This is a genomic window from Streptomyces globisporus C-1027 (assembly GCF_000261345.2).
Classification (GTDB): domain Bacteria; phylum Actinomycetota; class Actinomycetes; order Streptomycetales; family Streptomycetaceae; genus Streptomyces; species Streptomyces pakalii.
Genome location: NZ_CP013738.1, coordinates 5610341 through 5631565 on the forward strand (window position 1 = coordinate 5610341; position 21225 = coordinate 5631565).

Here is a 21225-nt window from a genome sequence, read left to right on the forward strand (position 1 = left end):
CCGTGGACTCCTCGCGGGTCTCAACATTCGTGCTGAGCCGAAAGTCTACGGAGGGCGGGGGCCCGGGCCCCAGTCTCGTCCCATGCCGACCGACAGCCCCGCCCCGGCGGACACACCCCGTACCCCGCCCGCCGGGGCGGGGCAGGTCCCGGCTCCGTTCCCGGAGCGTGCCGCCCTCCCCGACCCGGGCCCCGCGCCCACGCTCCGGGACCCCGACGCCCCGGCCCCCGGCCCCGGTGGCCCGGCTCCCGCCACCCCGCGCGGCTACCGCGCGGTCTTCGCCGTGGCCGAGTTCCGGGCCGTCTTCGCCGCGCATCTGCTCTCGCTGCTCGGCGTCGTCGTCAGCGAGCTCGCGCTCACCGTCCTCGTCTACGACCTCACCGGCTCCCCGCTGCTCAGCGCGCTGACGTTCGCGCTGGGGCTGCTCCCGTACATCGTCGGCGGCACACTCTTCGCCGGGGTCGCCGACCGCTACCCGGCCCGCCGCGTCCTGGTCGTCTGCGATCTGCTCTGCGCGGTCTGCGTCGCCGTGATGCTCGTGCCCGCCACCCCGGTCGCCGGACTCCTCGCGCTGCGCTGCCTGGTCGCCGCGATCGCGCCCGTCTTCACCGGGACCCGGATGGCGGCGCTCACCGACATCCTCGGCGAGGGCGACCTCTACGTCCTGGGCCGCTCCCTGCTGCGGATCGTCTCGCAGAGCGCGATGCTCATCGGGTTCGGCGCCGGCGGGATGCTGCTCACCGTGCTGTCCCCGCGCGGCGCGATCACCGTCACCGTGCTGACCTTCCTCTGCTCGGCCGCCCTCCTGCGCTTCGGCACCCAGGACCGCCCCGCCCGCGCCACCCCCGGCGAGGGCGCGGGCGGGACCCTCCTCAAGGAGTCGCTCTCGGGGGCCCGCCTGGTCCTGGGCGACCGCCGCATCCGCGCCCTGATGCTCCTGTTCTGGCTGCCCGCGATGTTCGTCGTGGCCCCGGAGGCGCTCGCCGCCCCCTACGCCGACGCGATCGGGGCCTCGCCCGCCGCGCTCGGGCTGCTGCTCTGCGCGATGGCCGTCGGGCACATCGGGGCCGAACTGTTCGTGGGGTCCGCGCTCAGCCCCCGTAACCGCTCCCGGATCGTCCTGCCGGTCGCCGCCGTCGGCCTGCTGCCGCTGCTCGTGTACGCGGTCCGGCCCGGGCTGCCGCTCGCCCTGGCCGCCCTCGCGCTGGCCGGGGCGGGGGCGGCGTACGTCATCGGGCTCGACCAGTGGTTCGTCGACGCCGTGCCCCAGGAGCTGCGCGGCCGGGCCATGACGCTGCTCACCGCCGGGCTGATGACCGTGCAGGGTCTCGGGATGGCGCTTGCGGGGCTCGCGGCCGAGTTCTTCCCGGTCCACCAGGTGGTCGCCGGATCCGGAATCATCGGTACCGTCTGCACGCTCCTGCTCGTCGCCGAGGTCCGCCGGACGGACCCCCGGCGGATGCCGTATACCGAAGAACGAGACGGGGCTGACCGGCATGTGACCAGTCGGTAAGGTCGGTGCCGTGCCGAAGCCGCTCAGCCTTCCCTTCGATCCCATCGCCCGTGCCGACGAGCTCTGGCAGCAGCGCTGGGGACCCGTGCCCTCGATGGGGGCGATCACCTCGATCATGCGGGCCCAGCAGATCCTGCTCGCCGAGGTCGACGCCGTCGTCAAGCCGTACGGGCTGACCTTCGCCCGGTACGAGGCGCTGGTGCTGCTCACCTTCTCCAAGGCCGGGGAGCTGCCGATGTCCAAGATCGGTGAGCGGCTGATGGTGCACCCCACCTCGGTCACCAACACCGTGGACCGGCTGGTGAAGTCCGGTCTGGTCGACAAGCGGCCCAACCCCAACGACGGCCGCGGAACCCTCGCCTCCATCACGGACAAGGGCCGCGACGTCGTCGAGGCGGCCACCCGGGACCTGGTCGCGGTCGACTTCGGACTCGGGGTCTACGACTCCGAGGAGTGCGCCGAGATCTTCGCCATGCTCCGCCCGCTGCGAGTGGCGGCCAAGGACTTCGAGGAGCGCTGAGCGCGGCCTTCCCGTGAGGAGCGTTTCTCCGTGAAGGGAGGCCTTTCCGGTAGGAGGGGTCGCGCGAAGATCGCCCCGGACGCCCGGTTACGCTCGATGCCATGAAACAGAACGTGCTCACCCGCTACCGGGTGATGGCCTACGTCACCGCCATCTGGCTGCTCGTCTTCACCGTGGCGATCATCGCGAAGTACGGCTTCGAGACCGGCGACACCATGCTGATCTCCCAGATCCACGGCGTGCTGTTCATCGTCTACGTCGTCTTCGCCTTCGACCTCGGCTCCAAGGCGAAGTGGCCCTTCGGCAAGCTCCTGTGGGTGCTGGCCGCGGGCTGCATCCCCTTCGCCTCGTTCTTCGTCGAACCGAAGGTCAGCCGCGAGGCCCGCGCCCTGGTCACCGACCCGGCCCCGGCCCCCGCGAAGGTCTGACCCGGCACCTCCGGCATCGCCTCGAACCGCCCCGCGCACAAAGCGCCGGGCGGTTTGCCATCGACATTTACTAGGACGTCCTAGTAAATTCGAGGGTATGGACGCTGACGCGATCGAGGAAGGCCGCCTCCGCTGGCAGGCCCGTTACGACAAGGCCCGCAAGCGTGACGCGGACTTCACCACGCTCTCCGGGGACCCGGTCGAGCCCGCGTACGGGCCCCGCCCCGGTGACACGTACGAGGGATTCGAGCGGATCGGCTGGCCGGGGGAGTACCCCTTCACCCGTGGTCTGCACCCCACCGGCTACCGGGGCCGTACGTGGACGATCCGCCAGTTCGCCGGCTTCGGCAACGCCCAGCAGACCAACGAGCGCTACAAGATGATCCTCGCGGCGGGCGGCGGCGGCCTCAGCGTCGCCTTCGACATGCCCACGCTCATGGGCCGCGACTCCGACGACCCGCGCTCGCTCGGCGAGGTCGGCCACTGCGGGGTCGCCATCGACTCCGCCGCCGACATGGAGATCCTCTTCGGGGACATCCCCCTCGGTGACGTCACCACCTCCATGACGATCAGCGGCCCGGCCGTCCCCGTCTTCTGCATGTACCTGGTCGCCGCCGAGCGCCAGGGCGTCGACCCGGGCGTGCTCAACGGCACGCTCCAGACCGACATCTTCAAGGAGTACATCGCGCAGAAGGAGTGGCTCTTCCAGCCCGAGCCCCACCTGCGCCTCATCGGCGACCTGATGGAGCACTGCGCCGCCTCCATCCCCGCCTACAAGCCGCTCTCCGTCTCCGGCTACCACATCCGCGAGGCCGGAGCCACGGCCGCGCAGGAGCTGGCGTACACGCTGGCCGACGGCTTCGGCTATGTGGAGCTGGGCCTTTCGCGCGGTCTCGACGTCGACACCTTCGCCCCCGGCCTCTCCTTCTTCTTCGACGCCCACCTCGACTTCTTCGAGGAGATCGCCAAGTTCCGCGCCGCCCGCCGCATCTGGGCCCGCTGGATGAAGGAGACGTACGGCGCGAAGACCGACAAGGCGCAGTGGCTCCGCTTCCACACCCAGACCGCCGGGGTCTCCCTCACCGCGCAGCAGCCGTACAACAACGTCGTCCGCACCGCCGTGGAGGCGCTCTCCGCCGTCCTCGGCGGCACGAACTCACTCCACACCAACGCCCTCGACGAGACCCTCGCGCTCCCCTCCGAGCAGGCCGCCGAGATCGCCCTGCGCACCCAGCAGGTGCTGATGGAGGAGACCGGCGTCGCCAACGTGGCCGACCCGCTCGGCGGCTCCTGGTACGTGGAGCAGCTCACCGACCGGATCGAGGCCGAGGCCGAGAAGATCTTCGACCAGATCAAGGAGCGCGGCACCCGGGCCCACCCCGACGGGCAGCACCCCATCGGGCCGATGACCTCCGGCATCCTGCGCGGCATCGAGGACGGCTGGTTCACCGGCGAGATCGCCGAGTCCGCCTTCCAGTACCAGCGCGCCCTGGAGAAGGGCGACAAGCGGGTCGTCGGCGTCAACGTCCACCACGGCTCGGTCACCGGCGACCTGGAGATCCTCCGGGTCAGCCACGAGGTCGAGCGCGACCAGGTCAGCCAGCTCGCCGACCGCAAGGCCGCCCGCGACGACGCCAAGGTCACCGCCGCGCTGGACGCGATGCTCGCCGCCGCCCGCGACGGCTCGAACATGATCGCGCCGATGCTCGACGCCGTACGGGCCGAGGCCACGCTCGGCGAGATCTGCGGGGTGCTGCGCGACGAGTGGGGCGTCTACACGGAGCCGCCGGGCTTCTGAGGACGTGCGGCCGGGGCGCGGAAACTCCCCGGAACGTGCGGCCGGGGCGCGGAGACGCCCCGGCCGCGGACCGGCTTCCTCAGCCGGGCAGGCGGCGGCAGTACAGCGCGTCCGGGGTGCCACCGCGGCCGATCGCCGTGGAGAAGGCGATGCCCGCCGCGTACTCGTCGGCCCGGCACTGCGCCTTGTGGTACCCCTTCGCGTAGTCCCCGCCCTCGCCGGAGGCCGGGCGGCTGTCGCCCCGGTCGTCCCACAGGGTGCGGCCCTCGCCCGTGAGCGTGACCCGGGCCGGGGCGCACAGCACCGCCGACACCCGGTCGCCGCGCACGCTGTAGCCGGTCATGAACTGCCCCTGCGAGCACTGGTACTTGGTGAAGCCACGAGCCCAGTCCGTGGTGACGCCGGCCTCCGAGGTCACCTTGCTCAGCGCCCCCGGAGCACCGAGACCGGCGGCCCCCGCGTCGGTGCACAGACCGCCCTGCCCGCGCTGACTGATGCCGATGAGGCGCTGGTCGTCCGGGCAGGTCAGCTTCCGGGCCCCGCCGTCCCAGTCGGCCGCCGCCCGCAGGGAGCGGTTGGCGTCCGCGTGGGTGGCCTTCAGCATCGACCAGGTCCGCACCGGCTCCACCACGCCCTGCCGCCCCGCCGCCGAGGTCAGCGCGCGCCAGGCGGTGGAGCGCCAGTCGTCGGGGTCCAGGACGCTGCGCCGCTCGCCGTTCCCGTCGTAGCGGACCAGGCCCCACTGGTTACCCCGGTCGCCGTCGTGGAAGCCGACGACGGGCCAGTAGGCGAAGTCGAGATCGTGCGCGACCAGGAAGTCCACGGTGTTGGCGAACCACGCGCGGTCCGTGGCGTCCGCGTCCTTCGCCACCCCGAACTCGCTGATCCAGACGGGCGCGGTGAAGTGCCGGTCGGGGGTGTCGGCCACATAGGCGGAGCTGCGGTGCATCTCGGCGAACAGCTCCGCGCGGCTCAGATCGCGGTAGCGCGGATCACTGGTCTCCCCGATCCCGGTCGCACCGCTGTGCCGGGGGCCGGTGTAGCCGTAGTAGTGGGCGGCGTAGACGAGTTTGTGCGAGCGCACCAGCGTGTGCGACAGCTCCGCCACCGGCTTGAGGTGCGGGCGGTCGCGCCAGAAGCCGTCCACCGGGATACCGGCCCAGTTGATGCCCTCGACCATGATGAGCAGGTCCGGGTTGGCGTCCTTGAGGATGCGGTCGCCCGCGCGCTGGGCGGCGGCGGCCCAGTCGTGCGCGTCGCCGCGCCCCCAGTTGGGGTCGTCCCACACGTCACGGCGGACCTCGTTGCGCAGATCGGCCCCGACCACACGGGGGTTGGAGCGGTAGCGCTTTGCCAGCAGCACCCAGTCCTCGATCCACTCCTCGGTGCTCTGGCCGCTGTTCCAGCGCTCGCTGCCGTCCACCCCGCAGCACCAACGGGTCTGCGTGCTGTGGTTGTTGAGGATGACCGCGAACCCGGCGTCGGTCAGCGCGCGGACCGCCCGGTCGAAGACCTCCAGGGGGCGCAGGCCGTTCAGCTCCGGATTGGCGGTCAGCCCGGAGACCGGCCGGGTGTCGTCGGTCATCTGGTTGGAGAAGGGCAGCCGGACACTGTTGAGCCCCAACTCCCGGAAATCGGCGATGATCTCGCCCATCGGCTTCCGGTCGAGCCCGAGGGGCGCCCGGTGGCCCACCTCGCCCGCGTGGTTGTTGGCCGGATCGTCCTCCGGTCCGGAGCCGTTCCAGGTGCCGCTGGAGCCGTGCCAGTTACCGGACTTGAGCTTGAAGCGGCGGCCCTCGGCATCCACGACGTAGCGGCCGCGGGTGCTCAGGGGCGGCGTCCAGTGGGGCGACGCTGCCGGTTGTGCGGCGGCGGGGGCGGTCGCTGCGGGCCGCTCCGGCTGGGCGGTGGCCGCAGTGGGGGAGAGCAGCGCTCCGGTCAACAGGAGGACGAGCGGGGCCAGTAAGCGCGTACGCACGGGGCGACTCCTCTGGTCGGAAGGATCGCCCCGAGACTAAGGTCCACGCCGCCACTCTTGAAGGGCCCCTGACAACCTTGTCACCCCGCCTGGGCGCCCGCCAGCCCCAGCAGCAGCAGCGAGGTGAAGCCGCTCGCCCACTCGGCGTCCACCGGCTCCGCGCTCACCAGGGTCCGGTGCACCACCGCACCGGCGATCACGTCGAAGATCAGGTCCGCGTTCCGGGCCGCGGTCGACGCGTCGTCCTCGTACCGCAGTTCACCGCGGGCCTGGGCGCGCTCCCGGCCCAGCAGCACCAGCCGCTTCTGCCGGTCCACGATGGCCGAGCGGATCCGGTGGCGCAGCGAGTCGTCCCGGGTGGACTCGGCGACCACCGCCATCAGCGCCGTTCGGGCCTCCGGCCGCTCCAGCAGCGCGGCGAACTGGAGCACGACGCCCTGCACATCGGCGGCCAGGCTGCCCCGGTCGGGCAGCTCCAGCTCGTCGAAGAGGACCGCGACCGCGTCCACGACCAGCTCGTTCTTGCCCGCCCAGCGCCGGTAGAGGGTCGTCTTGGCGACCCCGGCCCGGGTCGCCACATCGCTCATCGTCAGCTTCGACCAGCCGAGATCCACCAGGGACGCCCGCGTCGCCTCAAGGATCGCGGCATCGGCCGCGGTGCTGCGCGGACGCCCTGTTCGGGTGGCTTTGGGGTCGGTGTCGCTCATGATGCGGCGACCATACCGGTCGGTAGGGAGAGCGGTTGTGCCCCGGTGCCCGTGAGACAGATCACCGGGATCACCTGTTCCGGCAGGCTGATCGGCAGTTACGCTACGGGTCGTAGCGTAAGGAAGGCGGTCAGGATCGCCCCGGACGCCACGGAACACACGAGCGACAGCCACCGGGGCCTTCAGAGGGCCCCAGGCGCCGGGTGGGGACCCGGAGCCGCACGGACCGGCCCGGATGGGGATCCGGCAGGTCCACCAGGGTCTTTCCAGGCCCAGCAGGGCCTTTCAGGGGCCCGCAGCCGTTCCGGTCCGTCCGCCCTCGCACGCCGGTGAGGGCCCCGGGCCGGGCCGGTTCTGGCGCTCGCTTTTCGCAGCGGCGCGGTCTCGGGGGAGGATGTACGTATGCAGCCTAGGAACATGTCCATGAGCGGTGTTGTCGACCTCGCCGCGGTCAAGGCGGCCGGAGAGGCCAAGGCCAAGGCGGAGCAGGCCCGCGCGGAGGCCGCCCGCACCGGGGGCGCCGGCGCCGTGTCGCCCGCCGCCCTGGTGATCGACGTCGATGAAGCCGGTTTCGAGCGCGATGTCCTCCAGCGCTCCGCCGAGGTCCCCGTCGTCATCGACTTCTGGGCCGAGTGGTGCGAGCCGTGCAAGCAGCTGGGCCCCCTGCTGGAGCGCCTGGCCGTCGAGTACAACGGCCGCTTCCTGCTGGCCAAGGTCGATGTCGACGCCAACCAGATGCTGATGCAGCAGTTCGGCATCCAGGGCATTCCGGCCGTTTTCGCCGTCGTCGCCGGCCAGGCCCTCCCGCTCTTCCAGGGCGCCGCCCCCGAGGCCCAGATCCGCGAGACGCTGGACCAGCTGATCCAGGTCGGCGAGGAGCGCTTCGGCCTCACCGGGATCGCCGTCGACCCGGACGCAGGGGCGCCGGGAGCGGCCCCGGCCGAGGTGCCGGCCGGTCCGTACGACGCGCTGCTGGAGGCTGCCGCGTCCGCGCTCGACGCCAATGACTTCCCCGGCGCGGTCCAGGCGTACAAGAACGTCCTCGTGGACGACCCGGGCAACCCGGAGGCCAAGCTCGGCCTCGCCCAGGCGGAGCTGCTCGGCCGCGTCCAGAGCATGGACCCGCAGGCGGTCCGCAAGGAGGCGGCGGACAACCCGGGCGATGTGAACGCCCAGATCGCCGCGGCCGATCTCGACCTGGTCGGCGGCCATGTCGAGGACGCCTTCGGCCGGCTCGTCGAGGCGGTCCGCCGCACGGCCGGCGACGACCGGAACGCCGCCCGGCTCCGGCTGCTGGAGCTGTTCGAGGTGATCGGTCCGGAGGACCCCAGGGTCACCGCCGCACGCACCGCGCTGGCCCGCGTCCTGTTCTGACCCGGCCCGCCGTCCGCTTCGGACGCGCCCGATTGTGCCGATGTGACAAGGCGGCCGCACTGCCCACCGGGCGGTGCGGCCGTTTTGCCGTTCCGATGCCGAATACGGGCGCCGTAAGCCCTCGCTTTACCAAAACTTGACAAAGATGCAAGCTGTTACTCGCAGTAAGCCGGGCGGACTGTTCTGTCCTGTTTCCAGGAAGTTTCCCGCCATTCCGATGTCCTTTTCGTGCCACCCTGCGTCGCCGCTCGATGCCGCCCTGTCGTCCTGTGGTTATCGGGCCGTTACTAGCCAGTAACGATCCCCCTTGTGCCAGGGCCGTGAATGGACCACGATCGGCCACGCTCGGTCCAATACCTTCCGCCCGGTCTCCAGCCGGTGTCCGAGGGTCTGTTGGGTCCCCACCGGGTGGGTCGGCGGCAGAGGCGCCGGCCGTGGACAGGGGGGTTCCCGCTCACAGGCGGGGCCTGTCCGACCGGCCGCGCGGACAGTGCGGCCCGTGGTTGTCGCTCGGGGGTGAACGCCGGTGGATCGGATGCGGGACACGTCTCCGATACGGGCGCTCTCCTTCCCGAGGGCGTAGCACTTCTCCCATCCCAGGACGGGCACGACGCCCGGCCGGAGATGTACGTCCGAGAAGAAGGAGCAAGTATGGGTTCCCAGGTTCGCGGTGGGACGAGATGGAAGCGGTTCGCTCTGGTCATGGTGCCGAGCGTCGCCGCGACGGCCGCGGTGGGCATAGGCCTGGCCCAGGGCGCGCTGGCGGCTTCGTTCAGCGTTTCCGGCCAGGAGTTCAAGGTCAAGGCCAAGGAGCTGGAGGGCTGGGACTTCGTCCAGTACGGCAGCGTGGCATCGGGCAAGACGCTGGACGGCAAGCCGCAGCATGCTCCCGTCGCGGTGTCCGGGTTCAGCAAGGCCTACATCACCAACATGTGCCAGTCGGTGGTGACGCCGAACCTGCCGTTCGGGCTGGGTAACGTCACCCTCCAGCTGACGGCCGGCACCGGCGACAAGAAGGTCTACGCCAAGGACCTCTACCTGGATGTCTCGGAGCTGGGCGCGGACGCCACGTTCAAGAACATCGACATCGGCGTCGCGGCGGGCTCGCTGCCCAAGGACGACACCAAGCCCGGCATCCAGCCGGGAACGCAGGCCAATCCGAACGGCTTCTCCCAGCGCGCGGACAAGGCAGTGCTGACGGATGTCGAGCAGAAGGCATGGGCGACGACGGCGGGCACGTTCAAGCTCCCCGACCTGTCGCTGAAGCTGGTCTCCGGCGTCAAGGAGTGCTACTAGCACTCGCCCGGGCGGCCGGGGCTGCAACGGCGTCCGGCCGCCCACCCTTTCTTCTTCTCCTTCAGCAGTACCGGTTCCAGGGAGCTGTTTTCCATGAGCCCCGAGTCCACAGGGCAGAACGAGCACTACATCCGCGTCTATCGGCGACGCTTCCGCGCCTGGCGGGGTAACCGGCCGTTCTGGGCCGGACTGTTCACCATGGTCGGTGGCGTTCCCATCGCCTACTTCCCGTATGCCAACATGCATCTCGGCAACGTGACGCTGGCCATGTCCACCACGGCCGGCGCCGGATCCCTGATCATCGGGGTCCTGCTGGTCACGCTGGGCCTGACGATGTGGTTCCACAGCATCGTGCGGGTGTTCGCCGGCGTCGCGGCCATTCTGCTCGCGCTGATCTCCATACCCGTCGCCAACATCGGCGGCTTCATCGTCGGATTCCTCTTCTCCCTCATCGGCGGAGCCCTGTCCATTTCCTGGGCACCGGGAGACCCGAAGAGCGTCGAGGAGGCCCCGCGCCCGGACCAGCCGTACGAGGAGCGCCCCGAGGGCGAGCTCCAGGGGGCGGCGGCCGTGCCGCAGCAGCAGGGCGCCGAGTTCGACGCGCCGGCCGAGGGCGGGAGGCATCGTGCGGGGTGACGACGGACAGCGGGCGGACGCCCGCCTCGGCGACGGGCTCCCCGAGCGCAGGGGACCCCGCCACGCGGCCCCCAGGAAGTCGCTGCTGACCAAGCTTCACCTCCCGAGCGGCAAGAAGGCGCTGGCGCTCGCGGCGATGCCGACGGCGGTCTTCGTGGGCATGGGACTCACCCCCAAGCTCGCCCTGGCCGACGACCACGGCGACATCCCCTTCGCGGCGGGACCGTGTGTCACCCGGTCCGACGAGCCGAGCGAGAGCGAGTCGCCGAAGCCGACCCCGTCCCCCTCGGCCACCGAGAAGGACGATGCCTCCGGCAAGGACGACACCGCGACTCCGAAGCCCTCGGCGAGCGGTTCCGCGTCCGACCCGGACAAGGACCCGGCGGCCGGCGACGCGAAGCCGGACCCGGACAAGTCGGCTTCGTCCGCCGATGAGAAGCCCGCCGAGAAGCCCTCCGCGACCCCGACGCCCACGAAGTCGAAGAACCCCCTCGACCCGCTCGGCCTCGGCGACGCCCTCAAGGACCTCTTCGACGGCCCGGACGACGACAAGGCGAAGGACGAGGCCGAGGAGTCGGCCGACCCGTCCCCGAGCCCCACCACCGAGGCCCCGAAGCCGTCCGCGAAGCCCGAGGACACGGCGAAGGATCAGCCGAAGGACCCGGTCGAGGACGCGGCCGACCAGGCGAAGGGGACGTCCGACAAGACGGCCGACGCCATCCGCGAGGCGGCCGGAAAGGCCGGCAAGGACGTCGAGGAGCTCGACGAGGACGCCAAGGGACTCGACCCCAAGAAGGACGAGGACATCCCCGACGGCGCCAAGCCCCGCTTCCCGTGCCCCGAGGCCGACCCGGAGGCGCTCGCCGCGGCCGAGCTGGAGCCCGGCATTCCGCTGCTCCCGTCCGACCCGTGGACGCTGGAGTCGACGCTCCTCACGCTCAACGGCCTCGACTACCACGGCATCGTCGAGGTGAAGAAGGCGGACGGCAGCATCAAGAAGGTGCTGAAGTTCACCGCCAGCTCCATCGACATCAAGGACCTGCACCAGCTGACCGTGGGCCCCGCGGGCACGACGGGCCATGTGAAGTCGCGGCCCGGCTCCACGTCGACGATCCGCGACGGCGAGGTGACGATGTACACGGAGGAGCTGAAGGGCAACCTCTTCGGCCTCATCCCGATCACCTTCAGTCCGGAGACCCCGCCGCCGCTGAACGTCCCCTTCGCCTTCTTCACCAAGGTGACGGTGAAGCAGGCCGGCCAGTTCGGCGGCACGCTCACCGTGCCCGGACTGAACAACTACCTGGAAGGCGGCAAGGGCTAGCCGCCGCCCCTGCCCGCCTCCCCGAGCCCGTCCGGGAGCCGCACAACGCCGTGGGCCGTACTCCTCACCAGGAGTACGGCCCACGGCGTTGTGGTGCGGGGTGCGGGTCAGTCCCGTTCGCCGCCGCCCAGGTGGTGCACCCGGACCATGTTGGTGGTGCCGGGGACACCGGGAGGCGAGCCGGCGGTGATGACCATCGTGTCGCCGGAGCTGTAGCGGTTCAGCTTGAGCAGCTCCGCGTCGACCAGGTCGACCATCGCGTCGGTGTTGTCCGCGTGCGGGACGACGTGCGACTCGACGCCCCAGCTCAGCGCGAGCTGGTTGCGGGTGGCCTCGTCCGTGGTGAAGGCCAGGATCGGCTGGGCCGTGCGATAGCGGGAGAGGCGGCGGGCGGTGTCGCCGGACTGGGTGAAGGCGACCAGGGCCTTGCCGTCGAGGAAGTCCGCGATCTCGCAGGCCGCACGGGCCACCGAACCGCCCTGCGTACGGGGCTTCTTGCCCTGGACGAGCGGCTGGAGGCCCTTGGAGAGCAGCTCCTCCTCGGCGGCGCAGACGATCTTCGACATCGTCTTGACCGTCTCGATCGGGTACGCGCCCACCGAGGACTCGGCGGACAGCATGACCGCGTCCGCGCCGTCCAGGATCGCGTTGGCGACGTCGGACGCCTCGGCGCGGGTGGGCCGCGAGTTGGTGATCATCGACTCCATCATCTGGGTCGCCACGATCACCGGCTTGGCGTTGCGGCGGCACAGCTCGATGAGGCGCTTCTGCACCATCGGGACCTTCTCCAGCGGGTACTCGACCGCCAGGTCGCCACGGGCCACCATCACACCGTCGAACGCCATGACGACGCCCTCCATGTGCTCGACCGCCTGCGGCTTCTCCACCTTGGCGATGACGGGGACCCGGCGGCCCTCCTCGTCCATCACCTTGTGCACGTCCTTGACGTCGTTCGCGTCCCGGACGAAGGAGAGGGCGACCAGGTCGCAGCCCATCCGCAGGGCGAAGCGCAGGTCCTCGACGTCCTTCTCGGACAGGGCCGGCACGTTGACCGCCGCGCCGGGCAGGTTGATGCCCTTGTGGTCGGAGATGACGCCGCCCTCGATGACGATGGTCTTCACCCGGGGGCCCTCGACCGCGACGACCTTCAGCTCGACGTTGCCGTCGTTGATCAGGATCGGGTCGCCCTTGACGACATCGCCGGGCAGACCCTTGTAGGTCGTACCGCAGATCGACTTGTCGCCGGGGACGTCCTCGGAGGTGATGGTGAACTCGTCCCCGCGGACCAGCTCGACCGGGCCCTCGGCGAACTTCGCCAGCCGGATCTTCGGGCCCTGGAGGTCGGCGAGCACGCCCACCGCGCGGCCGGTCTCGGCGGCCGCCTTGCGGACACGGTCGTAACGGCCCTGGTGTTCCTCGTGGGAGCCGTGACTGAAGTTGAAGCGGGCCACGCTCATGCCGGCCTCGATCAGAGCGACGAGCTGCTCGTGCGAGTCGACGGCGGGACCGAGGGTACAGACGATTTTGGAACGGCGCATGAGGCGGATCCTATCGGTTTGTTTCGCTGCGGAATATTCCGTCTGGTGGAAGATACAAAGGGGCGCGGGGGCGCTCAGTTGTCGATGCGCACCGGGCTGTCGGCCTCACCCCGGCTGACCAGTGCGAACGTCTGCTCGGCGATCTCCAGCTCCTCGTCCGTCGGCACCACGGCGACCGCCACCCGGGCGTACTCCGGCGAGATCAGCCGCGGCTGAGGGGACCGTACGGAGTTGAGCGAGGCGTCCACCGCCATGCCCAGCTCCTCCAGACCCGCGATGGCAGCTTCCCGCACCGGGGCCGCGTTCTCCCCGACCCCCGCCGTGAACGCCACCGCGTCCACCCGCCCGAGCACCGCCGTGTAGGCGCCGATGTACTTCTTCAGCCGGTGGATGTAGATGTCGAAGGCCAGCGCCGCCCGCTCGTCGCCCTCGTCGATCCGGCGGCGGATCACCCGCATGTCGTTGTCGCCGCACAGGCCGACCAGACCGCTCTTCTTGTTGAGCAGGACGTCGATCTCGTCGGCCGACATGCCCGCCACCCGCTTCAGGTGGAAGGTGACCGCCGGATCGATGTCCCCGGAGCGCGTACCCATCACGAGCCCTTCCAAAGGCGTCAGCCCCATCGAGGTCTCCACGCACCGCCCGCCCGCGACCGCCGAGGCCGACGCCCCGTTGCCCAGGTGCAGCACGATGACGTTCACCTCCTCGGGGGTCTTCCCCAGCAGCTCGGCCGTCTTCCGCGATACGTACGCGTGCGAGGTGCCGTGGAAGCCGTAGCGGCGGATCCGGTGCGCGTCGGCGGTCTCCACGTCGATCGCGTACCGCGCGGCCGCCTCCGGCATCGTCGTGTGGAACGCCGTGTCGAACACCGCCACCTGCGGCAGGTCCGGTCGCAGCGCCTGCGCGGTGCGGATGCCGGTGATGTTCGCCGGGTTGTGCAGCGGGGCGACCGGGACCAGCCGCTCGATCTCCGTCAGCACCTCGTCGGTGATCACGGTCGGCGCGCTGAACCGCAGCCCGCCGTGCACCACCCGGTGCCCGATCGCGGCCAGTTCGGGGGAGTCCAGGCCGAGCCCGTCCGCCGCCAGCTCCTCGGCCGCCGCCTTCAGCGCCTCGTCGTGGTCCGCGATCCGGCCCGTACGCTCCCGGGGCTCGGCGCCGCCGCCGGTCAGCGGCGTGTGCACCAGGCGCGAGGTGTCCTCGCCGATCCGCTCGACCAGACCCGAGGCGAGCCGCGAGCGGTCGCGCATGTCGAGGAGCTGGTACTTCACCGACGAGGAGCCGGAGTTGAGGACGAGGACGCGGTGCGGTTCCACAGGGGCTGCCGTGCTTTCGTGGTCGGAAACAGGAGAAGTCGTCATGCGGGGCGCTCCTCGCTCTGCGCCTGGATCGCCGTGATCGCCACCGTGTTGACGATGTCCTGGACGAGCGCGCCGCGCGAGAGGTCGTTGACGGGCTTGCGCAGACCCTGGAGGACCGGGCCGACCGCCACCGCGCCCGCCGAGCGCTGCACGGCCTTGTAGGTGTTGTTGCCGGTGTTCAGGTCCGGGAAGATCAGCACGGTCGCCTGGCCCGCCACCTCGGAGTCCGGGAGCTTCGTCGCCGCGACGGTCGGCTCGACCGCCGCGTCGTACTGGATCGGCCCCTCCACCCGCAGCTCGGGCCGCTCCGCCCGCACCCGCTCGGTCGCCTCGCGCACCTTGTCGACGTCCGCGCCGGAGCCGGAGGTCCCGGTGGAGTACGACAGCATCGCGACCCGCGGCTCCACGCCGAAGCGGGCCGCCGTCACCGCCGACTGCACCGCGATGTCCGCGAGCTGCTCGGCGTTCGGGTCCGGGTTGACCGCGCAGTCGCCGTACACGAGGACCTTGTCGGCCAGGCACATGAAGAAGACGGAGGAGACGATCGACGCGTCCGGCTTGGTCTTGATGATCTCGAACGCCGGGCGGATCGTGGCCGCCGTGGAGTGCACCGACCCGGACACCATCCCGTCGGCAAGGCCCTCCTGCACCATCAGCGTGCCGAAGTAGTTCACGTCCGCCACCACGTCGTACGCCAGCTCCACCGTCACCCCGCGGTGCGCGCGCAACTGCGCGTACCGCTCGGCGAACCGCTGGCGCAGCTCCGAGGTGTGCGGGTCGATCAGCTGGGTCTCGGCGAGGTCGATGCCGAGATCGGCGGCCTTCTTGCGGATCACGTCCACATCGCCGAGGAGCGTCAGGTCGCAGACGTCCCGGCGCAGCAGTACGTCGGTGGCGCGCAGCACCCGTTCCTCGGCGCCCTCCGGCAGCACCACGCGCTTGCGGTCGGAACGGGCCTGCTCCAGCAGCTCGTGCTCGAACATCATCGGCGTGACCCGGCCGCTGCGGGCCACCGAGATCCGGTCGAGCAGCGCCGCGGTGTCCACGTGGCGCTCGAACAGACCGAGGGCGGTCTCCGCCTTGCGCGGGGTCGCCGCGTTCAACTTGCCTTCGAGGGTGAAGAGTTCGGCGGCGGTGGGGAAGGATCCGCCGGCCACCGACACGACCGGGGTCCCCGGTGCGAGCCGGGCGGCCAGCGTGAGTATCTCCTCGCCGGGCCGCTCGTCCAGCGTCAGCAGCACACCCGCGATGGGCGGGGTGCCCGCGCTGTGCGCGGCGAGCGAGCCCACCACCAGGTCGGCGCGGTCCCCGGGGGTGACCACCATGCAGCCGGGCGTCAGCGCGTTCAGCAGGTTCGGCAGCATGGCCCCGCCGAACACGAAGTCCAGTGCGTCGCGCGCGAGCCCCGAGTCGTCGCCGAGCAGCACCGTGCCGTTCAGCGCCGCGGTGATCTGGGCGACCGTGGGGGCCGAGAGCGCCGGGTCGTCCGGCAGGACGGAGACGGGGACGGGCAGCCGGGCCCCCAGCCGCTCCGCTATCGCCGCGCGGTCCTCGGCGGCGACCCGGTTCACCACCATGGCCAGCACGTCGCAGCCGAGACCGGCGTAGGCCCGGTAGGCGTTACGGGTCTCGGCGCGCACCGACTCCGCGGTCTGCCCCTTGCCGCCGACCACCGCGATCACGGAGGCCCCGAACTCGTTGGCCAGCCGGGCGTTCAGTGCCAGCTCGTCCGGGAGCTGGGTGTCCGCGAAGTCACTGCCCAGCACGAGGACCGCCTCGTACTCCCTGGCCACCTGGTGGAACCGGTCGACGAGCCGCGAGACCAGCTCGTCGGTGCCCTTCTCCGCCTGCACGGCGGAGGCCTCGTGGTAGTCCAGGCCGTAGACGGTGGCCGGGCTCTGGGAGAGCCGGTAGCGGGCCCGCAGCAGCTCGTAGAGCCGGTCGGGACCGTCATGGACCAGCGGGCGGAAGACCCCGACCCGGTCCACCTGACGCGTCAGAAGCTCCATGACTCCCAGTTCGACGACCTGCCGGCCGTCCCCCCGGTCGATCCCGGTCACGTACACGCTCCGCGCCACGCGTGCTCTCCGTCCATGTTCGGTGCCGCGACCCGCGGGGCGTCCGGACGGGCGGTGCTGCCCCCGTGCCCGCCCGGTGTTCCGCCGGGTGCGGCATTGGCCTGCATTGCCTCTTGACGATACCTGCGGGGGCCGCTATATCGCCCGCCGGAGGTCCCGGCGGGCGACGGCCACAGGTCCCGTCTTTCGGGTTCTCTCCCCCCACAGGTGCCCGCCCCGGCCCGGACGAAAGCGCGGGGTCCGTGCCCGGCGTGGGACAATCGTCGCGGTTCAGGGCAGGGGGGCCGCCACCGTCGGCCTCCCGGAAAAGCGCGACTAGCGAGCAGGAGACATACCTCGATGCGCATCGGAATTCTCACCGCGGGCGGCGACTGCCCCGGCCTGAACGCAGTGATCCGGTCGGTCGTCCACCGGGCCGTCGTCGGCCACGGAGACGAGGTCATCGGCTTCGAGGACGGCTTCAAGGGGCTGCTCGACGGCCACTTCCGCCCCCTCGACCTCAACGCCGTCAGCGGGATCCTGGCCCGCGGCGGCACGATCCTCGGCTCGGCCCGCCTGGAGCGCGACCGGCTGCGCGAGGCCGCCGAGAACTGCGAGGAGCTGGCCCGTCGTTACGGGATCGACGCGCTCATCCCGATCGGCGGCGAGGGCACGCTCACCGCGGCCCGCATGCTCGCCGACGCCGGAATGCCGGTCGTCGGCGTCCCGAAGACCATCGACAACGACATCTCCTCCACCGACCGCACGTTCGGGTTCGACACGGCGGTGGGCGTCGCCACCGAGGCCATAGACCGTCTGAAGACCACCGCCGAGTCCCACCAGCGCGTGATGGTCGTCGAGGTCATGGGCCGGCACGCCGGCTGGATCGCGCTGGAGTCCGGGATGGCCGGCGGCGCCCACGGCATCTGCCTGCCCGAGCGACCCTTCCAGGTCGACGACCTGGTCAAGATGGTCGAGGAGCGGTTCTCGCGCGGCAAGAAGTTCGCCGTCATCTGCGTCGCCGAGGGCGCGCACCCGGCCGAGGGCTCCATGCCGTACGCCAAGGGCGAGATCGACCAGTACGGCCACGAGCGCTTCCAGGGCATCGGCAACCGCCTCGCCATCGAGCTGGAGACCCGGCTCGGCAAGGAGGCCCGACCGGTCATTCTCGGCCATGTCCAGCGCGGCGGCACGCCGACCGCCTACGACCGGGTGCTCGCCACCCGCTTCGGCTGGCACGCCGTGGAGGCCGTGCACCGCGGCGAGTTCGGCCGGATGACCGCCCTGCGCGGCACCGACATCGCCATGGTCCCGCTCGCCGAGGCCGTCACCCAGCTGAAGCGGGTGCCTGCCGAGCGGATGTACGAGGCCGAGTCGGTCTTCTAGGCCTGCCCACGGAGTTCTGACCGCACGGGCCGCACGGGCGGCCCGTGCGGAGTCACACCCCGGCGGTCCGCCAGAACTGCTCCACCACCCGCGCCAGGAACGCCCGGCCCGCGTCGCCCGTCGACCCGGAGCGCTCCTGGCCGGTGCTGCTCCAGCTCAGCGTCGAGACCATCAGGGCCTGGTAGTCGGTGTGCAGCTGCTCCAGCACGTCCTGGATCAGCGCCCGGTCCAGCGGGACGACCTTCGCCACCGGCCGGACGTACGCCTGCCAGCGCGTGGTGACCGCGCTGCTCAGCAACTCCGCCAGCTCCTCGTCGCGTCCCGTCGCCGTCAGGAACTGCGCCGCCGAAAGACCCAGCGCCCGGCACAGCGCCGCCGACTGCTTCTCGTTGCCCCGCCAGCGCCCCGACTCCTCCATCCGCAGATACGAGGCACCGGTCATCCCCAGCTGACGGGCCAGCTCGTCCACGGTCAGGTCCCGGGTCATCCGGTGCTCCCGCAGGGTGGCCGCGGCGGCCAGCAGCTCCCCGGGCGCGCACCACAGGACGCCGGCGAGTGCGGTCAGCTCGCGTTCCCCGGGGGTCGCGATGCCGCGCTCCCAGGCGACGACGGTCTCCGCGCTGATCCGGAGTCCGTACTGGGCGGCGAGCCCGTAGGCGACATGGCCGGGAGCCATCCCCAGTGCCTCGCGGAGACGGCGCGCGGCGGGGGCGTTGAAGGGCGGGGTGGGGTGCACGGGCCCACCGTAGAAGTCCATTTCCGCCCTGGCTACGGTACGTTCCCCACAGAACACGCTTCGTAGGAAACTCCAGCCGCGAACCGGGCGGGCGGTACGGGAAACCCGTCCCACCAGCGCTTTCTTTTCCATCTCCGAAAGGGGCATCCAGGGCCGGAAAACCGACCGGCAAGCGCTTGTCTTACCGGCGGGCGCCGAGCGGTCAGCGCCCTGCGGCCAGCCAGCTGTAGTGCAACTCCGGTCGGCCGACCTGCCCATAATGTGGACGCCTCACGGCGCTGCCGACCGTCACCAGATGCTCCAGATAACGCCGGGCCGTGATCCGCGAGATACCGAGACGCTCCCCGGCGACGGCCGCCGTCACCCCTTCCGGGGACTCCTTCAGCACCCGGGTGACCGCCTCCAGCGTCGGCCCGCTGAGCCCCTTGGGCAGCGCGGCCGGATGCGCGACCCGCAGCGCGCCCAGCGCCCGGTCCACCTCCTCCTGACCGCTGGCCTCCCCGGCGACGCCCCGGAACTCCGCGTACCGCACCAGCCGGTCCCGCAGCGTGGGGTACGTGAACGGCTTCAGCACGTACTGCACGACGCCCAGCGACACCCCCTCGCGCACCACCGCGAGATCCCGCGCCGAGGTCACCGCGATCACATCGGCCCCGTGGCCGGAGGCGCGCAGCGAGCGCAGCAGCCCGAGCCCGTGCCCGTCGGGGAGATAGAGGTCGAGCAGCAGCAGGTCCACCGGGGTCCGCTCCAGCGCGCGCACCGCCGCCGCCCGGGTGTGCGCCACCGCGGTCACGGTGAAGCCCTCGACCCGCTCCACGTACATCTGGTGGGCGTCGGCGGCCACCGGATCGTCCTCCACCACCAGGACTCTGATCATGCCGTGACCTCCTTCGCCCGGGCCCCCGCCGTACGGTCCCCGAGCGGCAGCCGTACGGTGAACCGCGCTCCGCCGTCCGGACCCGCGTCCAGCTCCACCGTGCCCCCGTTGCGGTGCGCCGCCTGCCGCACCAGCGCCAGGCCGAGCCCGCGCCCCGCCCCGTGCGTCGACCAGCCCCGCCGGAACACCTCGTCTGCGGCCTCAGGACCGATGCCCGCCCCCGTGTCCGCGACCCGCAACAGCAGTTCCCGCTCGTCCGCGAGCGCGGTCACCGTGACCCGGGCCCGGCCCGCAGGGCCCCCGGCCGGCCGGGACGAGGGCACCGCCGCCCCGGACTCCTCCGCGTCCTCGGGACCCTCCGACGCCGCGTCCACCGCGTTGTCGATCAGATTGCCCAGGATCGTCACCAGATCCCGCTGGGCCAGCGACGGCGGCAGCGCCCCGTCGTCGATCAGGCTGTCCTCCGCGAGCACCAGCTCCACCCCCCGCTCGTTCGCCTGGGCCGCCTTGCCCAGCAGCAGCGCGGCCAGCACCGGTTCCTCCACCGCCCCCACCACCCGGTCGGTCAGCACCTGGGCCAGTTCCAGCTCCGCCGTCGCGAAGTCCACGGCCTCCTCCACCCGGCCCAGCTCGATCAGCGACACCACGGTGTGCAGCCGGTTCGCCGCCTCATGGGCCTGCGAGCGCAGCGCCTGCGTGAAGCCGCGCTCGGAGTCCAGCTCGCCGGTCAGCGCCTGCAGCTCGGTGTGGTCCCGCAGGGTCACCACCGTGCCCCGCTGCTCGCCGCCCACCACCGGGCGGGTGTTGACCACGATCACCCGGTCCGCCGTCAGGTGCAGCTCGTCCACCCGCGGCTCCGACGCCAGCAGCGCCCCGGTCAGCGGTGCGGGCAGGGCCAGCTCGTCGACCGTACGGCCGACCGCCTCGGTGTCCGGCGCCAGGCCCAGCAGTTCCCGCCCGGCGTCGTTGATCAGCGCGATCCGCCGCCGCCCGTCCAGCATCAGCAGCCCCTCGCGCACCGCGTGCAGGGTGGCCTGGTGGTAGTCGTGCAGCCGGCTCAGCTCGGCGGCGTTCATCCCGTGCGTGTGCCGCCGCAGCCGGGCGTTGATCACGTACGTGCCGATCCCGCCGAGCGCCAGCGCCCCGCCCGCCGCCAGCGCGAGGGCGCCGAGCTGTTCCCGTACCTGCGAGGAGACCCGGTCCACGGTGATGCCCGCGCTGACCAGGCCGACGATCCTCCCTCCGTCGCGGATCGGGGTCACCACCCGTATCGAGGGACCCAGCGTGCCGGTGTACGTCTCGGTGAAGGTCTGGCCGCGCAGGGCCTTCGCGGTGTTCCCGAGGAAGGTGTCCCCGATCTGGCTGGTGTCCGGGTGCGTCCAGCGCACCCGCTCGGTGTCCATGATCGTGACGAAGGCGATCCCGGTGTCCTCGCGCACCCGCTCCGCGTACGGCTGGAGTACCGCCGACGGGTCCGGGGTACGGATGGCCTCCCGTACGGAGGGGGAATCGGCCACCGCGAGGGCCGCCACCCGCACCTGGCGGGCGGCCGTCTCCTCGGCCTGCGCGCTGCCGGAGACATACGCGAACACGGCGCACCCGGCCACCACTGCGGCGATGAGCACGACCTGCATGGCGAAGAGCTGGCCCGCCAGGCTGCGGGGGCGGGTACGGGGGAGGCGCATACCCCACAGTCTGC

Annotated in this window: 17 protein-coding genes; 9 read left to right on the forward strand and 8 right to left on the reverse strand. The window is 71.5% G+C overall.

The annotated features are described in order from the left end of the window. Positions 1 to 82: 82 nt before the first annotated feature. From WQO_RS24885 to WQO_RS24900, 4 genes are all read left to right on the forward strand, one after another. The gene (locus WQO_RS24885; RefSeq protein ID WP_010060119.1) at positions 83 to 1513 is read left to right on the forward strand and encodes an MFS transporter; all 1431 of its coding nucleotides are present in this window, start codon (positions 83 to 85) and stop codon (positions 1511 to 1513) included. A gap of 10 nt (positions 1514 to 1523) precedes the next feature. Then, positions 1524 to 2033, forward strand: a complete 510-nt coding sequence (locus WQO_RS24890) for a MarR family winged helix-turn-helix transcriptional regulator (protein ID WP_010060117.1) — start codon at positions 1524 to 1526, stop codon at positions 2031 to 2033. A gap of 101 nt (positions 2034 to 2134) precedes the next feature. After that, on the forward strand, positions 2135 to 2461 hold the full coding sequence (locus WQO_RS24895; RefSeq protein WP_029182238.1) for a DUF3817 domain-containing protein: 327 nt from the start codon (positions 2135 to 2137) through the stop codon (positions 2459 to 2461). Between the two features lie 97 nt (positions 2462 to 2558). After that, on the forward strand, positions 2559 to 4259 hold the full coding sequence (locus WQO_RS24900) for an acyl-CoA mutase large subunit family protein (RefSeq protein ID WP_010060112.1): 1701 nt from the start codon (positions 2559 to 2561) through the stop codon (positions 4257 to 4259). A gap of 79 nt (positions 4260 to 4338) precedes the next feature. On the opposite strand, the gene WQO_RS24905 is transcribed toward WQO_RS24900, so the two are convergent. Together WQO_RS24905 and WQO_RS24910 are read right to left on the reverse strand one after the other, a co-directional pair. After that, a complete protein-coding gene (locus WQO_RS24905; RefSeq protein ID WP_010060111.1) occupies positions 4339 to 6237 on the reverse strand; it encodes a glycoside hydrolase family 5 protein in 1899 nt (632 codons plus the stop codon). 80 nt (positions 6238 to 6317) lie between these two features. After that, complete coding sequence (locus WQO_RS24910; RefSeq protein ID WP_029182237.1) at positions 6318 to 6944, reverse strand: TetR/AcrR family transcriptional regulator; 627 nt, start codon at positions 6942 to 6944, stop codon at positions 6318 to 6320. Between the two features lie 402 nt (positions 6945 to 7346). Between WQO_RS24910 and WQO_RS24915 the strand changes: the two genes are divergently transcribed. The 4 genes from WQO_RS24915 to WQO_RS24930 all read left to right on the forward strand — a co-directional run bounded on the left by WQO_RS24915 (position 7347) and on the right by WQO_RS24930 (position 11571). Further along, entirely contained in the window at positions 7347 to 8318 is a 972-nt protein-coding gene (locus tag WQO_RS24915) for a tetratricopeptide repeat protein (RefSeq protein WP_010060109.1), read from the forward strand. A 651-nt stretch (positions 8319 to 8969) separates the two neighbouring features. Further along, on the forward strand, positions 8970 to 9614 hold the full coding sequence (locus tag WQO_RS24920) for a DUF6230 family protein (RefSeq protein WP_073820637.1): 645 nt from the start codon (positions 8970 to 8972) through the stop codon (positions 9612 to 9614). Positions 9615 to 9707: 93 nt separating this feature from the next. Next, positions 9708 to 10250 (forward strand): DUF6114 domain-containing protein, encoded by a 543-nt coding sequence (locus WQO_RS24925; protein ID WP_010060107.1) that lies wholly within the window; start codon positions 9708 to 9710, stop codon positions 10248 to 10250. Continuing rightward, positions 10240 to 11571: a hypothetical protein gene (locus tag WQO_RS24930; protein ID WP_010060105.1), complete on the forward strand. Its 1332-nt coding sequence runs from the start codon at positions 10240 to 10242 to the stop codon at positions 11569 to 11571. The genes WQO_RS24925 and WQO_RS24930 overlap by 11 nt, the downstream gene beginning before the upstream one ends. Positions 11572 to 11678: 107 nt before the next feature. Here the strand turns inward: WQO_RS24930 and pyk are convergent, their stop codons facing one another. The 3 genes from pyk to pta all read right to left on the reverse strand — a co-directional run bounded on the left by pyk (position 11679) and on the right by pta (position 16548). After that, positions 11679 to 13109 (reverse strand): pyruvate kinase, encoded by a 1431-nt coding sequence (pyk, locus tag WQO_RS24935; protein ID WP_010060103.1) that lies wholly within the window; start codon positions 13107 to 13109, stop codon positions 11679 to 11681. A 74-nt stretch (positions 13110 to 13183) separates the two neighbouring features. Beyond that, positions 13184 to 14425, reverse strand: coding sequence for an acetate kinase (locus WQO_RS24940; protein WP_193407308.1), 1242 nt, complete (start codon positions 14423 to 14425; stop codon positions 13184 to 13186). Between the two features lie 41 nt (positions 14426 to 14466). Then, positions 14467 to 16548 carry a phosphate acetyltransferase gene (gene pta, locus WQO_RS24945; RefSeq protein ID WP_010060098.1) on the reverse strand — a complete coding sequence of 694 codons (2082 nt, stop codon included), beginning with the start codon at positions 16546 to 16548 and terminating at the stop codon, positions 14467 to 14469. 339 nt (positions 16549 to 16887) lie between these two features. Between pta and WQO_RS24950 the strand changes: the two genes are divergently transcribed. Further along, a complete protein-coding gene (locus WQO_RS24950) occupies positions 16888 to 17913 on the forward strand; it encodes an ATP-dependent 6-phosphofructokinase (RefSeq protein ID WP_010060097.1) in 1026 nt (341 codons plus the stop codon). A 52-nt stretch (positions 17914 to 17965) separates the two neighbouring features. On the opposite strand, the gene WQO_RS24955 is transcribed toward WQO_RS24950, so the two are convergent. From WQO_RS24955 to WQO_RS24965, 3 genes are all read right to left on the reverse strand, one after another. After that, the gene (locus WQO_RS24955) at positions 17966 to 18670 is read right to left on the reverse strand and encodes a helix-turn-helix domain-containing protein (RefSeq protein WP_010060096.1); all 705 of its coding nucleotides are present in this window, start codon (positions 18668 to 18670) and stop codon (positions 17966 to 17968) included. 181 nt (positions 18671 to 18851) lie between these two features. Further along, positions 18852 to 19526: a response regulator gene (locus WQO_RS24960; RefSeq protein WP_010060095.1), complete on the reverse strand. Its 675-nt coding sequence runs from the start codon at positions 19524 to 19526 to the stop codon at positions 18852 to 18854. Next, the gene (locus WQO_RS24965) at positions 19523 to 21211 is read right to left on the reverse strand and encodes a sensor histidine kinase (RefSeq protein WP_010060094.1); all 1689 of its coding nucleotides are present in this window, start codon (positions 21209 to 21211) and stop codon (positions 19523 to 19525) included. The genes WQO_RS24960 and WQO_RS24965 overlap by 4 nt, the downstream gene beginning before the upstream one ends. Positions 21212 to 21225: the final 14 nt, after the last annotated feature.

Coding starts and splice junctions, on each gene's coding strand:
- WQO_RS24885 (WP_010060119.1), top strand. CDS start 83: ATGCCGACCGACAGCCCCGCCCCGGCGGACACACCCCGTACCCCGCCC.
- WQO_RS24895 (WP_029182238.1), top strand. CDS start 2,135: ATGAAACAGAACGTGCTCACCCGCTACCGGGTGATGGCCTACGTCACC.
- WQO_RS24900 (WP_010060112.1), top strand. CDS start 2,559: ATGGACGCTGACGCGATCGAGGAAGGCCGCCTCCGCTGGCAGGCCCGT.
- WQO_RS24910 (WP_029182237.1), bottom strand. CDS start 6,944: ATGAGCGACACCGACCCCAAAGCCACCCGAACAGGGCGTCCGCGCAGC.
- WQO_RS24915 (WP_010060109.1), top strand. CDS start 7,347: ATGCAGCCTAGGAACATGTCCATGAGCGGTGTTGTCGACCTCGCCGCG.
- WQO_RS24920 (WP_073820637.1), top strand. CDS start 8,970: ATGGGTTCCCAGGTTCGCGGTGGGACGAGATGGAAGCGGTTCGCTCTG.
- WQO_RS24925 (WP_010060107.1), top strand. CDS start 9,708: ATGAGCCCCGAGTCCACAGGGCAGAACGAGCACTACATCCGCGTCTAT.
- pyk (WP_010060103.1), bottom strand. CDS start 13,109: ATGCGCCGTTCCAAAATCGTCTGTACCCTCGGTCCCGCCGTCGACTCG.
- WQO_RS24950 (WP_010060097.1), top strand. CDS start 16,888: ATGCGCATCGGAATTCTCACCGCGGGCGGCGACTGCCCCGGCCTGAAC.
- WQO_RS24955 (WP_010060096.1), bottom strand. CDS start 18,670: ATGGACTTCTACGGTGGGCCCGTGCACCCCACCCCGCCCTTCAACGCC.
- WQO_RS24960 (WP_010060095.1), bottom strand. CDS start 19,526: ATGATCAGAGTCCTGGTGGTGGAGGACGATCCGGTGGCCGCCGACGCC.
- WQO_RS24965 (WP_010060094.1), bottom strand. CDS start 21,211: ATGCGCCTCCCCCGTACCCGCCCCCGCAGCCTGGCGGGCCAGCTCTTC.